Origin of the sequence: Thermococcus litoralis DSM 5473 (assembly GCF_000246985.2) — an archaeon.
GTDB lineage: Archaea > Methanobacteriota_B > Thermococci > Thermococcales > Thermococcaceae > Thermococcus_A > Thermococcus_A litoralis.
The window spans coordinates 2,131,326-2,147,200 of record NC_022084.1 but is presented as its reverse complement, the minus strand read 5'-3'; the positions used below and the strand labels follow the sequence as shown (position 1 = coordinate 2,147,200).

Annotated in this window: 20 protein-coding genes; 10 read left to right on the top strand and 10 right to left on the bottom strand. The window is 42.3% G+C overall.

The features are described from left to right. Positions 1-288: 288 nt before the first annotated feature. From OCC_RS11780 to OCC_RS11765, 4 genes are all read right to left on the bottom strand, one after another. Positions 289-756, bottom strand: coding sequence for a hypothetical protein (locus OCC_RS11780; protein WP_004066731.1), 468 nt, complete (start codon positions 754-756; stop codon positions 289-291). A 196-nt stretch (positions 757-952) separates the two neighbouring features. Continuing rightward, positions 953-1,324, bottom strand: coding sequence for a hypothetical protein (locus OCC_RS11775; protein ID WP_148290463.1), 372 nt, complete (start codon positions 1,322-1,324; stop codon positions 953-955). Positions 1,325-1,471: 147 nt separating this feature from the next. Then, positions 1,472-2,860 (bottom strand): chymotrypsin family serine protease, encoded by a 1,389-nt coding sequence (locus tag OCC_RS11770; protein ID WP_004066733.1) that lies wholly within the window; start codon positions 2,858-2,860, stop codon positions 1,472-1,474. A 199-nt stretch (positions 2,861-3,059) separates the two neighbouring features. Then, on the bottom strand, positions 3,060-3,737 hold the full coding sequence (locus OCC_RS11765) for a class I SAM-dependent methyltransferase (RefSeq protein WP_084684337.1): 678 nt from the start codon (positions 3,735-3,737) through the stop codon (positions 3,060-3,062). Positions 3,738-3,870: 133 nt separating this feature from the next. Between OCC_RS11765 and OCC_RS11760 the strand changes: the two genes are divergently transcribed. The 4 genes from OCC_RS11760 to OCC_RS11750 all read left to right on the top strand — a co-directional run bounded on the left by OCC_RS11760 (position 3,871) and on the right by OCC_RS11750 (position 5,822). Further along, positions 3,871-4,359, top strand: a complete 489-nt coding sequence (locus OCC_RS11760) for a hypothetical protein (protein ID WP_004066735.1) — start codon at positions 3,871-3,873, stop codon at positions 4,357-4,359. Positions 4,360-4,448: 89 nt separating this feature from the next. After that, positions 4,449-4,598 carry a hypothetical protein gene (locus OCC_RS12665; protein ID WP_020953839.1) on the top strand — a complete coding sequence of 50 codons (150 nt, stop codon included), beginning with the start codon at positions 4,449-4,451 and terminating at the stop codon, positions 4,596-4,598. Continuing rightward, entirely contained in the window at positions 4,595-5,122 is a 528-nt protein-coding gene (locus tag OCC_RS11755; RefSeq protein ID WP_020953838.1) for a DUF257 family protein, read from the top strand. The genes OCC_RS12665 and OCC_RS11755 overlap by 4 nt, the downstream gene beginning before the upstream one ends. Positions 5,123-5,156: 34 nt before the next feature. Continuing rightward, positions 5,157-5,822 carry a carbon-nitrogen hydrolase family protein gene (locus OCC_RS11750; RefSeq protein ID WP_004066736.1) on the top strand — a complete coding sequence of 222 codons (666 nt, stop codon included), beginning with the start codon at positions 5,157-5,159 and terminating at the stop codon, positions 5,820-5,822. On the opposite strand, the gene OCC_RS11745 is transcribed toward OCC_RS11750, so the two are convergent. The 4 genes from OCC_RS11745 to OCC_RS11730 are packed head-to-tail and all read right to left on the bottom strand — an operon-like array spanning position 5,805 to position 9,666. Next, on the bottom strand, positions 5,805-6,269 hold the full coding sequence (locus OCC_RS11745) for a GNAT family N-acetyltransferase (protein ID WP_004066737.1): 465 nt from the start codon (positions 6,267-6,269) through the stop codon (positions 5,805-5,807). The two genes, OCC_RS11750 and OCC_RS11745, sit on opposite strands and share 18 nt — an antisense overlap. Then, positions 6,250-7,683 carry a hypothetical protein gene (locus tag OCC_RS11740; RefSeq protein WP_004066738.1) on the bottom strand — a complete coding sequence of 478 codons (1,434 nt, stop codon included), beginning with the start codon at positions 7,681-7,683 and terminating at the stop codon, positions 6,250-6,252. The genes OCC_RS11745 and OCC_RS11740 overlap by 20 nt, the downstream gene beginning before the upstream one ends. Next, positions 7,664-8,761 carry a DUF1611 domain-containing protein gene (locus OCC_RS11735; protein ID WP_004066739.1) on the bottom strand — a complete coding sequence of 366 codons (1,098 nt, stop codon included), beginning with the start codon at positions 8,759-8,761 and terminating at the stop codon, positions 7,664-7,666. The genes OCC_RS11740 and OCC_RS11735 overlap by 20 nt, the downstream gene beginning before the upstream one ends. 2 nt (positions 8,762-8,763) lie before the next feature. After that, positions 8,764-9,666: a pyridoxal-phosphate dependent enzyme gene (locus OCC_RS11730; RefSeq protein WP_004066740.1), complete on the bottom strand. Its 903-nt coding sequence runs from the start codon at positions 9,664-9,666 to the stop codon at positions 8,764-8,766. 270 nt (positions 9,667-9,936) lie between these two features. On the opposite strand from OCC_RS11730, the gene OCC_RS12660 reads away from it, so the two are divergent. From OCC_RS12660 to OCC_RS11705, 6 genes are read left to right on the top strand one after another with little or no spacing between them, the layout of a single operon-like run. Then, positions 9,937-10,107 (top strand): hypothetical protein, encoded by a 171-nt coding sequence (locus OCC_RS12660; RefSeq protein WP_171814845.1) that lies wholly within the window; start codon positions 9,937-9,939, stop codon positions 10,105-10,107. 42 nt (positions 10,108-10,149) lie between these two features. Further along, complete coding sequence (locus tag OCC_RS11725) at positions 10,150-11,463, top strand: MFS transporter (protein WP_004066741.1); 1,314 nt, start codon at positions 10,150-10,152, stop codon at positions 11,461-11,463. Positions 11,464-11,497: 34 nt separating this feature from the next. Further along, a complete protein-coding gene (gene metG / locus OCC_RS11720) occupies positions 11,498-11,827 on the top strand; it encodes a methionine--tRNA ligase subunit beta (RefSeq protein ID WP_004066742.1) in 330 nt (109 codons plus the stop codon). Next, the gene (gene speB, locus OCC_RS11715; protein ID WP_004066743.1) at positions 11,828-12,664 is read left to right on the top strand and encodes an agmatinase; all 837 of its coding nucleotides are present in this window, start codon (positions 11,828-11,830) and stop codon (positions 12,662-12,664) included. 23 nt (positions 12,665-12,687) lie between these two features. Next, the gene (thrC, locus tag OCC_RS11710; RefSeq protein WP_004066744.1) at positions 12,688-13,839 is read left to right on the top strand and encodes a threonine synthase; all 1,152 of its coding nucleotides are present in this window, start codon (positions 12,688-12,690) and stop codon (positions 13,837-13,839) included. A gap of 4 nt (positions 13,840-13,843) precedes the next feature. Next, entirely contained in the window at positions 13,844-14,629 is a 786-nt protein-coding gene (locus OCC_RS11705; RefSeq protein WP_004066745.1) for a DODA-type extradiol aromatic ring-opening family dioxygenase, read from the top strand. On the opposite strand, the gene OCC_RS11700 is transcribed toward OCC_RS11705, so the two are convergent. Next, positions 14,630-15,421, bottom strand: coding sequence for a hypothetical protein (locus tag OCC_RS11700; protein ID WP_004066746.1), 792 nt, complete (start codon positions 15,419-15,421; stop codon positions 14,630-14,632). It abuts the gene before it with no gap. After that, a complete protein-coding gene (locus tag OCC_RS11695; RefSeq protein ID WP_004066747.1) occupies positions 15,418-15,825 on the bottom strand; it encodes a hypothetical protein in 408 nt (135 codons plus the stop codon). Before OCC_RS11695 ends, OCC_RS11700 begins: the two co-directional genes overlap by 4 nt. Between the last annotated feature and the right edge of the window lie 50 nt (positions 15,826-15,875).

The following is a 15,875-nucleotide window of genomic DNA, read 5'->3' as shown; positions in this document are numbered from 1 at the left end:
ATTGTAAAAGGTGTTACCAAAAGGGTGAAGACTCCAAATTCTCCTGGCGACACACGAACCAATGAGAGGAATAGAGGGGTTGAGAGTAGCGGGAACAAAAATGATAATCCCCAATGATAGCCAGACCCCCTCCGCTCGCGGTTATTAAACCCCCCACCTCGCTTAGGGCAAACACTGTCAGCTCAATGAGCAGGATTATAAAAACAATAGAAAAAGTGTATTCTTTCACCATCATCGGATTTTTGTGCTCTAATGGGGTTTCGTTCATAACATCTCCTCTTTACATATTCATCCTGTCATATCTCCATTACTATGAACTCGAACTGCTCTAAGTGCTTGATACAAAGCGACTCCAAGCAGGAATGAAACAACCGGCATAATGTACGCACCAAATATCAGCACCGGACCGCTATCGCTGTAATCGGAATGGCCGGAGAGTGAACTGATGGCAAATGCGAATACTAACGTTATTAATGGGACAGTTAATGCCAAGACTCCGAATTCCCGGGGGGACACTCTCGTTTTCCACAGGAATGCCAGTGTGAGCACCGAGAGCAAGAATGTGGGATACACGAGTTCGTAGGCCCCGGATAAAAGATACCTTCCTGAAATAGGGTCATAGTGAACCCTTACAAGGGGAATATTGTCTATGGCATTAGGATAATGCTGGGCAAGCTCGGTGATTCCGATTATGGTTAAGATCCAAAGGGGAGAGGCAAGGAGTAAAAAGAAAATGGCACTTTTGTGTTCCTTCATGGCTGTTCACCATCCACCCCAGAGGGATTCCCATAATATTATGTGCGTTTAGACTATTTAAGAATTCCTATTTGTGCATGTAAAATTGTCTGAAAAAAGAAAGTAACTTACAATGCCCTGCGTTTCTAGAAATAGCCGAGATCAAAGTGAACAGTGAACATGGAATCAACAACAATATGTCTGAGCCTTCTCTCATTTATGTCTCTGCTTTCTGTCTATTCAGAGGTATTGCAATGGTGTAGTTGATGTCTCCGTAGATATAAACTATTATTTTTTCGGCTTTGACTTTGGGAGTGACCTTAAAGATCGATGTGTATCCAAGTAGTGGTATGGTGGCGTTTATTTCTTCGCCTGAGGGCAAGGTTGTAGCAACTACCCTCCTTTCTCCTGAGCCTTTGAATTTTAAATATAGTTCACCTCCAGAATATGAACACATAACAAGCTCGAGGTTCGTGATTTCATCAACCATTATAAAGGCACTTCCATTTTTTATGCTTATAAAGGCATCATTAACCTTTTCCCAGTTTGTTATTGGGGATGACATTCCCTCTAGAACGTGGTATTCCACTAGGCCATCGCAGTCATTACTCCAGGAGATGTTCCCTTTCTGTGATCTGCTATGATCAAAGTAAAAATAAAGAATCCCAGTCAATAATATAAATAAAAAGCATAAGAGTAGAACCCTTTTTTTCTTCATCCTATCTTCACCCTCTCATCAATTTACGTCGAGAGTTACTCCTAAGTCCTCTTCAATTCCGTCTATTGGGCTATAGGCTGAAACAGTGCTAGTACCTCCCCAGAGAATGCCATAAAGTTCGACAAAAGTGCCGTATGACTTGAATACCGGAGCACCACTATCCCCTCCGGCACTTTCCAAGTTCGTCTCCATCTGACAGTACAATGCAACTAAATCCGGATAGTAGTCCTCTTTTGGGGATAGGAATGAAGTTACACATTTATTTGTAATCTCACCTGTAGTTTTTCCTGTTGTTGCGCCCACTTTGATAACAGTTTCGCCAACAATTTGATCTGCGGAATATCTTTTACCTATAACAATATAATCCGAGCTTGTATATGGTGATGGATTATATATTTTCGTTGAGCCTGCAACATCTGCTTTGACAAGCATTGAGTCGCTGTATCTATAGGGAATTGACTCATCATCCCGGAAATACGGATTGTACGTAACTGTTCCCACGTAATTCTCTTCATCCACTGTGGGTTGATAAATCCTCTGACCACTGGTACCCCAGATCCCAAGATGCCCTGCTGTAACAAAATATGGGGTTGATCCAATGAATCCAATATAACCTAAGGTTCCCCAAGAGTCTGGAGCATCTTCTCTCCTTATCATAACACCTCCCACTAACGGTCGTGCTCTGTGATAATCAGCCAGTAGTTTCATGTATTCTCTCCTCTCAACCCTTACTGCTTCTTTTGGTATTCCAAGCTTCTCTAATCTATTTTCAAGTAGCTTCAGTTTCTCCGGTGTTATTTCTTCCAAACCAATGGTTAGAGAGTTGTGGGCTTCGTCGACATCGAGCATTGTAATTCCGAGCTGTTCAATGATTCTTTCATCCAGTTTTTCCATCGAGTGTTTCCATTTTACTAACTGTTCAAAGCTGTATTTGCCTTTTAAAAACACCACGTTCACTTTTCCTCTGTATTTTCCTAATGCCTGTTTGAGTTCCGCCTTATCTTTCTCATCCCTCACATACACGAAGATTAATCCTTTTTCCTCGTTGATAAACATTCCCCCGTAGGATGGCAAGCTTGTGGAGAATTTCCCGCGAGGCTCATCAACTCCCACCAAATTTATTAAATCCCTTGCAGCTTGGTGCAATGTCATTGGATCCGGTTTCTTGAATAAACCATAGGGCATTTCTTTGAATGCAAAACTCATAAAACCCTTGACTCTCTCGGGCTCTTGGCAGTACCACCAAACTCTGGGCTCGCTCTTCTGAACCCACTGTCCATTCTCAAAAACCCAGTAACTCACAAGCTGGCAAGCCTTGTCATTCCCGTTCTTAACAATATTTGCACTCCCAAAAGAACCCAAAATCAACAAGCCAAGCAACAAAATACCCAGTAGTTTCCATCGCATTGGCATCACCATATGAAGTTTTCATAATTTTATATAATCTGTAAGATATTTAAAATTTTTGACTTTAAGGTATCAAATTTATTTTAAAAAAAAAGTAAGTGTTAGAAAGTCCTATTTTTGAAATAGAAGGAATTTAAAGCATAAAAATCCCAGAAAGTAACCAAAATGTTGATACTTTTTTGATTATCTGAATAAATTACTACTTTAATGTGTCAAACTGATAGAAGCTATCACTCTCTTTAATTCTCCCTATGAGTAACTCTTTATCCCTAAACTCTACGCCAAAACCATTCTTCTCAAGGGCATAACGCAGAATCCATGGGGACCATATGTAGAACTTATCCCTTGAGAATACGCCTTTTTCAAAATCAATGAGCAGTCTCTCAAGATATCCCTCGTAAACGTTTACATCTATGTTTATTCTAATCAAGCCCTCAGCTTCAAGTCCCGGCTGGTTGAACCCCCTTATGAGTGTCCAGAGGAAGTCGCTTTCTTGAATCACAATCCAGCCTTGAGGCTTCAGAACTCGTCTAACTTCCTGCAAAATCTTATCAAAATCCCAGATGCTAAAATGTGCCAGTGGATAACCTAGCAGAGCAACGAGGTCAAAGGTGTTTTCTTTGAAATCCAGATTTTTAGCGTTCATAACATAAAATTTTGCCTTTGAACCTCGCTTTTTGGCTAACTCTTTAGCCCGCTCTACGGCCTTTTCTTGAATATCTATGCCCACCACGTCGAAACCCAGCTCTTCTAAAACAAAACTGCTTAGCCCAGCGTTGCAGCCAATGTCCAAAGCTCTGCCTCTTTTAATGGGTAAATGCCTTGAAAGAATCTCTCTTAACTCTGAAAATCTTTCTTTACCTCTCTCGCTTTCTATATCGTATTCATCTTAGGTCTTTTCGTAAAAGGGTGAATCAGTATAGCCGAGGTCTTTAAACATGGCAACCCCTCGTTATTACGACTCAAAAGAGTTTTAAATCTTTATCGGTAAATTAAAGTTTGGTGGTTGCATGAAGAAAAACTTATATTTCATTCTCATAGCATTACTCTTAGTTTCAGCCTTCTCGATATATTCTTGGTGGCAGTGTAAAGAGAAGGAGAAAAGAATGCTTGTTGAGATGTACACGAAGTTTGAGTTGAATAGGTGGGAGCTTGAATCAATGGGAGAAACTTTTGAACATCTTCTCCAGAACAATGCTTCTGATGAAGTTATCCAATTATATGCTCGAAACTATCGTGATAATGTTTTTGTTGCTAAAAACACATTTATAATCTTAGCTTCTAAAGAAGAGAAGTTTTGGAAACTTTATGTTGCGATGGGAGATTTATTTGATTTTCTAAACAATGTTTCAAAGAGGAAGGATGTTGAGGAAAATTTAGAGACTCTAAAACAATTTGATAGTCTGTTCAAAGAACTCAACAAGTACCGAGATCCGTTTGATATTCCTGATGAGCTTGCAGAAAAAGCATTCAACCTAAGTAAACAGCTGAAGTGGTAGTTTTCCTAGTATGGGGTGCATTACAAAGATGTCTTTGTAATCCAATAAACTAATAAGTAGTGAATTCCACAATTATGATGGTGGTATAAGTGGAGGTGGCAATGACCGAAGGTGCTAAAATATGGGAATCAATTGTTCCGGGAGAGAGTGTCTTGATAGAGTACGATTCACTGACACTTCCCTACAAGGGGTTCTACTACTTGCTCACCTGGGCTAGAAAAAAAGGTATGATGTCATGATCATTGATATTCTCGATACTCTGTCTTTATACAAAACTCAAATAGGCCTTGCAAAGCTGGAAACGAACTTTTTTGAGAACTTAAAGGTCATTAAAGTTGGTGGTCGCTTAAACGTAGGCAAAGTACTTGCTAGACTACCTGCGAGTGATATTCCAAAGCTCATTAAGGATTTTGAATTAACTTGCACTCCCTACTTCTCCCAAAATGAAACCAAACAAACCATCGTCGTCGTTTTAGGCTTATCTAGAGTGTTTTTACTGGCTGAATCAAAGTTTGAAGCCCTTATGCTCCTTGACCTGCTTGTGAAATACGAAAACTTCCGGAAAAATACTATATTTTACTTTGTGAACAGAGATGTCCTAGATGATGGTTCCAGATACGTGATGTCCCTCCTAGAAGAATTGGCAACCACTGTAATAAGAGCTGTAAGGGCAAAAGATGGGAAGGAAACTAAACCATACGTGTATGTTATGGTTTTAAAGGCAATTAACACAGAGATGGAGGGCTTTAAACTAAAACTCTAGCACTTTTTATTGCTTAATTTTTCTGGTGTTTAAGGTGAAAGTTGCTCTAATCCCGATGCGCGTTGAGGATGGAAACTTTGGGACTAACTGGAAGGAGTTTGAGAGACGATTCAAAGAAGCACTACAATATAGTCCCGATTTTATAGTTTTCCCGGAGTACTGCCTCACGGGCTTTAGGGAGTGGGACTTCAGTGGAGCAAAGCTATATGATGAAATTGTTAAGAGAGTGAGCACTCTTGCGAAGAATAACGCCGTGTATGTAATCTTTGGGCTCTTGGAACCGTATAAGAGCTGTGTCTATAACTCCGCTCTCCTGATAAACCGTGAAGGAGAAGTGATCCTTAGGCACCGCAAGTTTCAGGAACCAATGAAGTTCTGTACGGGCAATACAGTGAAGACTGCTAAGACTGAATTCGGTAAGGTTGCAATAATCATCTGTGGCGATCTTTACAACAAGCGCATAGCGAAGTGGATAAGGAAGAAAAAGCCCGATTTTCTGTTTGTGCCTATGGAATATTCACCCGAGAGCGGAAAGATAAGCGAAGAAGACCTTAAGGCAATGTCCGAAAGAGTTAAACTCCTCAGCGTTAAGACTTTTATCGTTAACAGTTACCCTCCAGGTGGAGCTTGGGTGTTTGATGAGAGCGGAAATCTCTTGAGGAAAAGTAGCGGTGATAAGCTCTTAATTTTTGACATCTAACAATTTCTCCATTATAAGTGCTCTTGCTTGATACCCTCGTTCTTCGTACCATTTTACTGCAGGGTTATCAACTTCCACCCTAAGTACAACTTTCTTTGCTCCCTTCTCTCTTGCCCATGCTTCAGCTCTTCTTAAAAGGGCTGAACCGATTCCAAGCCCTCTTGCCTTTTTAATAACTTCAATGTCGTAGATATAGGCTATTTTAACGTAATCCACAGTATCAAGGGTCAAACAAACCCAGACATGGCCCAGTAGCTTTCCTTTCTCATCGAGGGCTGCGAAGAACTTGTGCTCTCCATGTGAAAGAAGTTCCCTAAAGAGTTCTTCGTGCCTCTTTGCGAAGTCCTCATAGGGAATGGAAAAGCGAACGAATGAGTAGCTTATTTCCCTGTCAAGCTTTTTGATCTCTTCCAGGTATCTCTCCCCATCAACTATCGTGTACTCCATGGAGCGCCTCCTCCCTTGTTATTTCAACCCATTTGCCTTCCTTTAGGTAGGCATAACCCCTTGTATACTGCTCGAATATTGAGTATATCCTCTCTCTGAACTCCAGAGGGATGTTGTCGAAGAGGGAATTTCTGTCATCGAAGTGGAGCATCTCCACGTGGTCTCTCCTCCCCCCGCTGAGGGGAAAATCGGGTTTTCTCTGCTTTATCAGATAGAGCGAGTGTAGGAGTTCATCCTCGTCAAGTCTAACTTTTCCTTCTGCTATCCTCTTTGGAAGCGTCTCTATGTGGTGCGGTTTGTATTTAATTAGCTGGGGATCTATTCCATTAGCCAGCAAGAATGTTTGTATGCCGTTGCACTTGAAGCACGTGCCACAGGGCACATAATCTCCGCCTTCCTTATGAACTGAGTGACAGCTCCTCTGGAGTTTAAAGAGCTCCGGATAACGGTTGTAGAGGATTCTCTCAACGATAAGTCCCGTTATTGGTCTTACGGCAGACCACTGCCTTATATTTAAACCCCTCTCGGCGAACCATCTCGTCATATACTTGTCGAAGAACTGGCTCTGGTCGAGGACGGCATAAAAGTGAGGTATCCCATGGAACTCATAAGTAAGCCCCCTCGGGTCGTCATATTCGTTGCCCAACAAAACGTTTCCTATGCTGTACTTTTCAATTAATGGCAGGAATGAGAAGACGTAATGCTCAAAGAAGAATAGCCTTATCGGATATACCTCAGCCTTTGGCTTCCCAACGTTTTGGAGTATCTTCATGTGCTTTTCTATAAATGTGTAGAGCCTGTCCACGTTGCTCCACACTTTCTTGGTGTTTGGCTCCTGCTCCTTGAACCACTTGTACGCTGTTAGGGCGACTTTCCAGTGCCCGCCGGACTCATTGAAGAAGAATGGATAAACTTCACACCCTATTTCCTTCATAAGCCCATAGGTGAGAAGGCTCTCCTTTCCACCACTAAGCATTACAGCGCATTTGTTGTAGTCGGGAGTGAGTTCTGCCTCTTCCTCTTCGACTCTTTCCGGGACAACCTCCGCTAAAGGCTGCGGTTTTATCTCTTTGGGGATGAACTCTTCCCTGACAAATCCTGTCCTCCTGTATATCCTGTTCACAAGGATATCATTTGCAGTAAGCTCCATCATATCCTTGAAGAACTGCAGGTCTCTTGGATCAAGGGAAAAGTTAAAGGAAATTTCTGGGGTGAAGAGAGCGTAGTTTATCGCTGGAGTTATGACCATAAGCTTTGCGAAGACTTCATTTCTGGGAATTTTTTCTTCGTAGGTGTGAATGAGCCTAAATTTTTCCTCATTTCCATCAATAGAAATTGTATAAACGGAGGAAATCCTCCGAGAAGAGAGCTTTGGCTTTTCAATGGATATGTAATCAAAGCATTTGAGAGGCATTTGCAGCCACCTCTTGCTGGGTCACTGCTTTTAGGCGTTCTGCGTCTTCAAGAATTGCCTTAACTATGTCTTCGACACCTTCATATAGAGGTACTCTCGTTAGAATTCCGTAAGTTGCTTCTATCTCTCTTGCTTTTTGAAGAGCCTCTTCCTTCGTGAGTCTTTCAGAGTTTATTGTGATAGCTATCGGTTTTTTACCGGAGAGGAGTTCAATCAGCTGTATGTACCTCTCCAAGGGTGGAATCTCGTACTGGGGGAAGTCATCGAAAAATCTTCTTGCCGGGGCATGTTGGAGCACAATGTAGTCCGGTCTACCTGAGGCTATTAACTCAAATCCACCTGGATAAGCTGGGTGGAGGAGAGAACCCTCTCCGTGTGTAACAATAACATCCGGATTTTCTTCTTTCCAAGCTCTCCAGATAACGTCCTCAATAGCCCCTGCAACGAAGTCGTTTACTATTGAGTCCATTACTATGCAGTATTTTGCCCCTTGCATCCACCCGGTCTGTCCCATTGCCACAAAAACGCTCTTCTTTCCAAAGTGCTTGAATGCCTCATGAAGCATTATCGCGGTGGTTCTTTTGCCTATTGCACCATCAGTCCCCAGTACGGCAACTTTTATGGCTTTGACTTCCTCAATTTTTCCTGTGAAAGGAATCTTTAGGTCTCTGTATATCTTCCTTACATCTATCAGCTGAACTTTGTACCTCTTGGCTAGGCGAGAAAATTCGGGATCGTCGCTGAGAAAGTTGTGGAGACCATTAACTATGTTCATCCTTCTTTTTATTGCCTTTTTTATAATCTCCCTGTAGATCGGAGGCAAATATCCGCCAGGGGTTGCCACTCCAATTATGAGGTACTTGACATCGGGATTCTCTGCAACTGCTTCCTCGAAGCTTCCGTAGATGGGAATGTTGCGGGGTATTCCATCCAAGACTTCTCCAGCGTCCTTTCCAGCCAAAGTGGAATCTATTACCCCCACAATCTTAAACCTCTTAGAGTATCTAACCAACCCATGGGCAGTCTTTCCATCGGTCGTTTTGTACCTTCCTTCCGCAAGAATCAAGGCTTTCTTCATTTTCAAACCCCTCCAGTAAGGAGCAGGACGAAATTCTCGTTATTTACACCGAATTTTCTAACAAACTTAACAAGCCCGGCTAAAGTTAGGGCAGAGGCTGGGAGAACCTTTATCCTCTCACTCATTTCCAAAATCTTGGCATATTTTAAGGCTGTATCATCGGTAAAACCAAAAACATACCCTTTCGATGCTTTTACAGCTTCAAGGGCATTTTGAAGATCAAAGGATATCGATGAGACAAGGGGTTCATTAAGATGAGTTTCAACGAAGTCTCTAACTTCTTCCATACTACCGGTATAAAATGCGTTCAGTATTTGATTTCCGTAGCTTGTTGTAACTCCAATGATTTTTGGCATCTTTCCATATTTTTTGAAACCATAGTAAACCCCCACTAGAGTGGAACCGTTTCCTACGGGAACAAAGACTGCATATGGCTCAATTTCTTTGAGAATTTCTTTTGAAATGAGGGAATAAGCTTCGTAATCTATCATGGGTTGCGATCCCGGGTTTGCATCGTAATAATTCATAGTTGCTGCAAAAGTTTTGCTCATAAAGACTGCTGACTCATATGGCCCGTCCACAAATATAACCTCTGCCCCATGCCTTTTCATTTCTTCCACTCTTGAGTTTTCATAGTGCCTTGGAATAAAGATCACGGCTCTTAGTCCCTCTTTTTCTGCAAAATATGCTATAGATGTCCCGTAATTACCACAGGTTCCCACAGTAATCCCAGAAAAGCCGAGGGCTTTTGCCCGTTTAACGTGTGCCTTTGCGATCCTGTCTTTGTGTGTTTTTGTTGGATTTGCCGCTTCGAGTTTTAGATAGATTTTCGAAATCCGCAATTTCTCCTCTAGGCTTATTGCCCTTAATAGGGGGGATTCATCAGAGTTCAGTTCTGTCTCCATTTCCCACACCAAATCCGCCTATTTTTGAATTTGAGGGCTCAAATTTGGATTTTTATACTCTACGCTTATTCAGCCCTTGTATTATGGATATTAGCCATTCTAAAGTTGGTTAAGGGTATATAAACCTTTCTCCCAGGTATGGCTGTTATATCTAATTAACATTGTTATACAGCCCTAATATTTTTAGATCTTGAATGAGAACCGAGAAACCATGACGAAAAGTTTATAAACCCATGATCTCTGTATATAACGCCCCGAGAGGGGCGGGAGGTGTCAAACATGCAACCCCCAAAGAAAAAGAAGAAGGTAGAGGACTACGAGGAGGAGCCATTGGTAAAAGAGGAAGAAGAGTTTGATGAGGACTTCGATGAAGAGTTCGAAGAAGATTGGGATGAAGAGGAATGGGAGGAGGAAGACTGGGACGAAGATGAAGACTGGTGAACTGCTCTTCTCTTCTTCTTTCATTACTTTAAGGTGTCCCCAATGAAGGCTTCTCGGAAGAGGGAGAATGCATCCCTAAGAGCCATCGAAGATTCAGCCCTGTTTGCCTACACAAAGAAGTCCAAGATTAGATGGTTTTACGCATTTGTCCCATTCAAGGTTTCAACAGGTGGTACTTCTACACTGATACCCCTCCTAACTTTAGAAGCAGGTGGATCTGCTCAAGAAGTAGGAGTAATTAACGCTATTGGAAGCATTGCCTCAATGATAGGGGGAGTATTTTGGGGAAAGCTCTCAGATAAAATGCTTAAAAGAAAACCTTTTTTGATACTGGGCTTTATCGGGACATCTTTGTTCTCGTTTCTAATGGCGTTTTCAAGGAGCATTACTCAGCTAATGGTCCTCAACTTTCTGTATTCTTTCTTCATCGCAGCCACAATTCCAATTCCCGTTATACTTATTGCAAGAGTCCTAAAGAAAAAGCAACTCGACTACGGGATTGCGAAGTTCAACGAGATAGGTGGTTGGGCGTGGGTTATTGGACTTATTCTGGGGTTTTTCCTAGCTTATTTTCTAAGTATTAGACAACTTCTTGTAGTTTTTGCTGTTGTTAATATTCCTTCGATTGTTTTGGGAGTTAAGTGGATTCAAGAAGCCCCGTTTAGGATTGAGAGAAAGAGTCTGGGAGTTTATGCAAACTACATTGTCGAAAAGTTTAGGTATCTGCCAAACATCATGATTCACCTGCCCGAGTACAACAAGCGAGCTCTCACAAGATTTTTGGAGTTTAAGGAGTTTTATCTTGCCTCAATCCTCTTCTGGGTAGGAGCGATGTTATATTTTTCACAATTCCCAGTCCTGTTAAAATCCCGCAATGTTAGCACGTCCGAGATATATCTAGCTGCTGTTCTAAACTCATCAATAGCAGCCTACATGTATATGAAAGCCGGAATACACACCGAGAGAAGAGGTGGAAAAGCTTCTCTCCTTAGGGGATTGAGCATAAGAAGCTTTGGCTTTTCCCTTATTCTGCTCGGCTTATCTCAAACTGGAGCGGTATTTAAACTCTACGCCTTCGTCTCCTATGCACTGGCTGGCTATTCATGGGCATACATAGGCATATCAACGACTTCAATAATCTCTAAGCTTGCGAAAGAGAAAGAAAAAGGGGCAATGATGGGCTTTTATAACCTGATAAGTTCTCTCGGTGCTATCATCGGAAGTATATTGAGCGGATTTATCGTGAAAGCAGGGGGATTCTTTGCAGACTTCCTTCTTGCTTCCCTCTTAATACTTCTCAGCATTTTTATCATTTTGAAGTTTAGTGCAGATGCTTCCTCCCAGCACAAAGCCTAAATATTCGCTTCCCCAATTTTTTGTGGTGAAATTTATGGAGCTTTATGATGTCAATGAATTCTGGAAGTTTGACCTTAGGGTGGGCCTCGTTAAGAGAGCTGAAAAGCTGAAGAGAACTAAGAAGCTCATAAAACTCGAAGTGGACTTTGGAAGTGAGCAGAGGACTATAATAACTGGTTTAGCTGATCAATACACTCCCGAGGATCTTGAAGGAAAAAAGTTTATTTTCGTCTTAAACCTGAAGCCCAAAAAGCTTTCAGGTGTTGAGAGCCAAGGAATGCTTATAGTTGCCGAGAGCGAAGATGGCAAAGTTTACCTTTTACCAGTTCCGGATGAAGTTCCAATAGGAACGAAGGTGTGGTAGATGCTTTTTGGAATCCCTTCATCTAAAAAACCAAACCTCTACATCCTCGGGATTCCATGGGATAACTCCTCTTCCTTCAGAAGAGGTTGCGCTGAAGGGCCAAGAGCCATAAGGGAGGCAACTTCCGAGGAGCTTTACAACAGCTTTAATGAAGAGTTAGTAAATCTGACTGAACATTGGAGTTACAAGGATTTAGGTGATATCAAGGCGGACACCTTCGAGGAGCTAGTTGAAAAGGTTAACGCAATAGTTAGGAAGCATTATAATGGAGAACTCTTCCTTTTTCTAGGTGGAGATCATTCTATAACCTATGCAACTTTTAAGGCGATTAAAGAAGCCTCAAACGAGGATTTCGGCTTGATTTACTTTGATGCTCATCCAGATATGTACCCAGAATACGATGGCGATGAATACTCCCACGCCTGCACGGTAAGGCGATTGATAGAGGAGGGCTGGGTAAAAGGGGAGAACGTTGTCCAAATTGGTGTGAGGGCACCTACAAGAGAACAGGTCGAATTTGCAAAGGAGCATGGAGTAAAAATAATCTCTGCATCGGGGATTTATCGTTCCCCAGTGATCCAAGTTCCATTCGAAAAAGCATACCTTTCGTTTGATATGGACGTCCTAGATCCGGCCTTTGCCCCTGGCGTGGGAAATCCTGAGCCTGGAGGTCTAAGCACGAGGGAGCTTGTCGAGGTAATAAAGAGCTTGAACGTGGAAATAATTGCCTTTGACATTGTGGAGCTCAATCCTAAGTACGATTACAAAGGTATAAGTGCTTTTGCTGCTGCAAAGATAATAAGGGAAGTTCTGGGGAAAGCCGCAAAAACCAAATGACGGTGCATGTTGGAGGTGAATTCATGCTGAAATGTACTGCATGCGGGAGAGGGTACTCTCTGAGAAAGCCATATCAAAGGTGTGAGTGCGGAGAACCCTTGGAGCTTGAACTTTTCAAGAGCGTTCCCGGAATAGGGAGAAGAGTTTGGGAGAGATTCTCCGGATTTTTCCCATTTGACCTCAAGCCAGAGCTAAGTCTTGGAGAGGGGGACACCCCACTAACAAAGGCAAAAAAGCTCTCAAAGGAGCTTGGAGTTAAACTTTATCTCAAAAACGAGACCACAAATCCCACGTGGAGCTTTAAGGACAGGGGGACTTATCTCGGCATTCATAGGGCTCTTCAGCTGGGGTTTGAAAAGATTGGTACGGTCTCAACGGGTAATATGGCGGCAAGTGTGGCCGCTTATGGGGCATATGCTGGACTCGAAACGTACATCCTCGTTTCATCGACGATAGCAGAAGAAAAACTCAAAGCTTTAGAAGTTTATGGAGCAAAAATCATCAAAGTTCATGGAGATTACGGGGAGCTCTATTACAAAAGCCTTGAAATAGGCCAGAAAAAGGGTATATACTTCATAAACTCGGACGATCCCTTTAGGATTGAGGGTTATAAGAGTATAAGCTTCGAAATAATTGAGGAAATAACTCCAGACTACGTAGTGATTCCCACTTCCTCAGGAGGCCTGTTTAGAGGGATTGTGAAGGGATTTTTAGAACTTAAAGAGAGTGGGTTAATTGAAAACCTCCCTCGTTTTGTGGTGGTTCAAGCAGAAGGCTGTTCCCCGATATGCAAAGCCTTCAACAGTGGAAAAGATAGAATAGAGAGGTTTGAGAGCCCGCACACAATAGCCCACGCCATAGAAAATCCCTACCCGCCAAGCGGGAACGCAGTGCTGAGACGTTTGAGAGAACTTGACGGGCTATGCGTTACCGTTAGAGATGGGGAAATACTAGAAGCACAGAGAGCCCTTGGCAGAGAAGGTCTCTTTGTTCAGCCTGCCTCTGCAACAGGAGTTAGTGCAATAAGAAAGCTCAGAGAAAGAGGCGTCATTAAAGAAGGAGCGAAGGTCGTTAGCATTCTCACCGGGGCTGGATTAAAGACTTTAAGCCACATTGAAGCTCCAAAAGTAGAAGAATGTTCTTTAGAATCCCTTGAGGAATGTTTTAGGTGGTGATGCAATGTTAATTAGTGCAGCTATGATGCCTCATGGAAACCCTGTTCTCAAGCCAGAGGACGAGGAGACGAGAAAGCTTGCAGAAGTCCTTAAGGAAATTGGCAGGGAGCTTTCAAAGGCTGAAGTTTATGTTCTTATAAGTCCTCATAATGTTCGCATGAGTGAAGCCCTTAGGGTTATAATGGCTGAGAATCTAATTTCGTGGCTCGGCTTTGCTGGAGTTCAGCTTCCAGGGGAATACAAAACGGACAAAGAGCTTGCCAGAGAGATATGCCTAAAGGCAAAGACTGAAGGTTTGCCCGTGGTTGATATAAACTTTGCCTCGCTGAGCGGGGAATACTCCCGTTTTCCCTTAACCTGGGGAGAACTTATCCCTCTCCACTTCTTGGAAAAGAGAGCATTGGTGCTTTTAACTCCCGCACGGCACATTCCGAAAGAAACGCTCGTCAAATTTGGTGAGGTAGTTGGGGAAGTCCTTGAAAACTATGAGAAAAGGGCAGCCTTCATAGCGAGTGCGGACCATGCCCATGCACACGGCAACGGCCCGTACGGCTATGCACCAGAAGCTAAGGGATATGATGAGCTCATCATGAGAATAATTCAAGAAAATAGACTTGAAGGGCTCCTTGAGATACCGGATGAGCTAATAAACAAAGCTTTGCCGGACAGCTACTGGCAGCTGCTCGTCCTTTACGGCGTTTTAAGGAAGGTTCCAATGAAGCTCATAAAAGCTGCTTACACTTGCCCATCATACTTTGGCATGGGCGCGGCTTTGTTCATAAGGGAATAGCTAGCTCAAGATTGAAGCGAGTTCAATGACTTCTTCTTTTTCTCCATACAGAATTATCAACCTCCCATATGCCATCACGTCTGAGCATTCTAAGTATACGGCTTTGTTGCCTTGTTGAAGCATCGTGGCATTGATAAGCCTTCCGATGAAATTTCTCTTTTTCAGAGCTTCGGGAGGAACTTCTATACTTTGCCATCCTTTATTTTTGAGCATCTCTTCGAGATCTCTGAGAGCGTTTTCGCATTTAGGGTTCTTGTGTGGACTGGGATAAACAAAAATCCCCATGTAAACACTGCTTATGTTCTGGAACACAAACCCACCGGTTCCGTTAACTATTCCTTCCTCTCTCTTCAGATATCTGCTAAGCCTTAGACCATATTCTTTTGTCCAGTCCATTTCTTTAAATGGGAGGGAAATTTCTCCGAAATAGGGGTTAACGTAGACCTCATTTTCATAAAGGGTATAGTAGATGACTTTCTGTGGAGAGGGTCCAATACTTGGAACGTTGATTGTATACACAGAGATAAGAAGTGCAATGAAAAAGATCGCCAAAAAAGCTATTCTAGCTGGTTTTTCTTCTTTATAAATCTTCAATGTTACAATTTTAACCAAAAATCCCACAATAAACGCAGACAAAACACTCCCAATTACTGGCAAGAAAGAGGCACTACGTGGCAAAATCTTAGAGATGTCACTTATATCCAGCAAAATCATTATAGCCAGTCTTATTGGGATTAAGAGAAGCAAAAGCAATAGGGAAACCAGCATTAAGATAACGGTTTGACGTCTCATTGTGCATCACCTTTTAAGCGGGCTATGGTGTAGTATATGAATGCCCCTAAAAGGAAGGAAACCACGGGAAATAGATAAAAGAGAAGGAAAACAAAAAAGCCCGGGTCATCGCTGTGATAAGGGCTGGAGCGAAGGTCTTCAATCATCGTTACTATAGAAATTGGTATTGCTACTATGAGGGGAGCGATGCTTGCCATTACAGCAAATTCTGGGAGAGAAATCTGCAACTTCCATAGAAAAATCGTGGTTATTAAAGCCACAATAAGGGTTGGATAGATGAAGAAGAGGATTTCAGGGTAAATTTTGCCATAAATACTTTCGAGTTTTTCTATCCCAAAAGCTATTAAAGTCCACAATGGAGTTGCAAAGATGAGAAAGAGGAAAGCCTTGGTGCTTTCTTTCATTTGCAGTCCCCCAAAGTGCTGTAGGTGGAACTAGTATTTATCTTTTGCTC

Excerpts from the sequence above, each read along its gene's own strand:
- OCC_RS11780 (WP_004066731.1), bottom strand. The coding sequence starts at position 756 with ATGAAGGAACACAAAAGTGCCATTTTCTTTTTACTCCTTGCCTCTCCC.
- OCC_RS11770 (WP_004066733.1), bottom strand. The coding sequence starts at position 2,860 with ATGCGATGGAAACTACTGGGTATTTTGTTGCTTGGCTTGTTGATTTTG.
- OCC_RS11760 (WP_004066735.1), top strand. The coding sequence starts at position 3,871 with ATGAAGAAAAACTTATATTTCATTCTCATAGCATTACTCTTAGTTTCA.
- OCC_RS11755 (WP_020953838.1), top strand. The coding sequence starts at position 4,595 with ATGATCATTGATATTCTCGATACTCTGTCTTTATACAAAACTCAAATA.
- OCC_RS11745 (WP_004066737.1), bottom strand. The coding sequence starts at position 6,269 with ATGGAGTACACGATAGTTGATGGGGAGAGATACCTGGAAGAGATCAAA.
- OCC_RS11740 (WP_004066738.1), bottom strand. The coding sequence starts at position 7,683 with ATGCCTCTCAAATGCTTTGATTACATATCCATTGAAAAGCCAAAGCTC.
- OCC_RS11735 (WP_004066739.1), bottom strand. The coding sequence starts at position 8,761 with ATGAAGAAAGCCTTGATTCTTGCGGAAGGAAGGTACAAAACGACCGAT.
- OCC_RS11730 (WP_004066740.1), bottom strand. The coding sequence starts at position 9,666 with ATGGAGACAGAACTGAACTCTGATGAATCCCCCCTATTAAGGGCAATA.
- OCC_RS11725 (WP_004066741.1), top strand. The coding sequence starts at position 10,150 with ATGAAGGCTTCTCGGAAGAGGGAGAATGCATCCCTAAGAGCCATCGAA.
- metG (WP_004066742.1), top strand. The coding sequence starts at position 11,498 with ATGGAGCTTTATGATGTCAATGAATTCTGGAAGTTTGACCTTAGGGTG.
- speB (WP_004066743.1), top strand. The coding sequence starts at position 11,828 with ATGCTTTTTGGAATCCCTTCATCTAAAAAACCAAACCTCTACATCCTC.
- thrC (WP_004066744.1), top strand. The coding sequence starts at position 12,688 with ATGCTGAAATGTACTGCATGCGGGAGAGGGTACTCTCTGAGAAAGCCA.
- OCC_RS11705 (WP_004066745.1), top strand. The coding sequence starts at position 13,844 with ATGTTAATTAGTGCAGCTATGATGCCTCATGGAAACCCTGTTCTCAAG.
- OCC_RS11700 (WP_004066746.1), bottom strand. The coding sequence starts at position 15,421 with ATGAGACGTCAAACCGTTATCTTAATGCTGGTTTCCCTATTGCTTTTG.
- OCC_RS11695 (WP_004066747.1), bottom strand. The coding sequence starts at position 15,825 with ATGAAAGAAAGCACCAAGGCTTTCCTCTTTCTCATCTTTGCAACTCCA.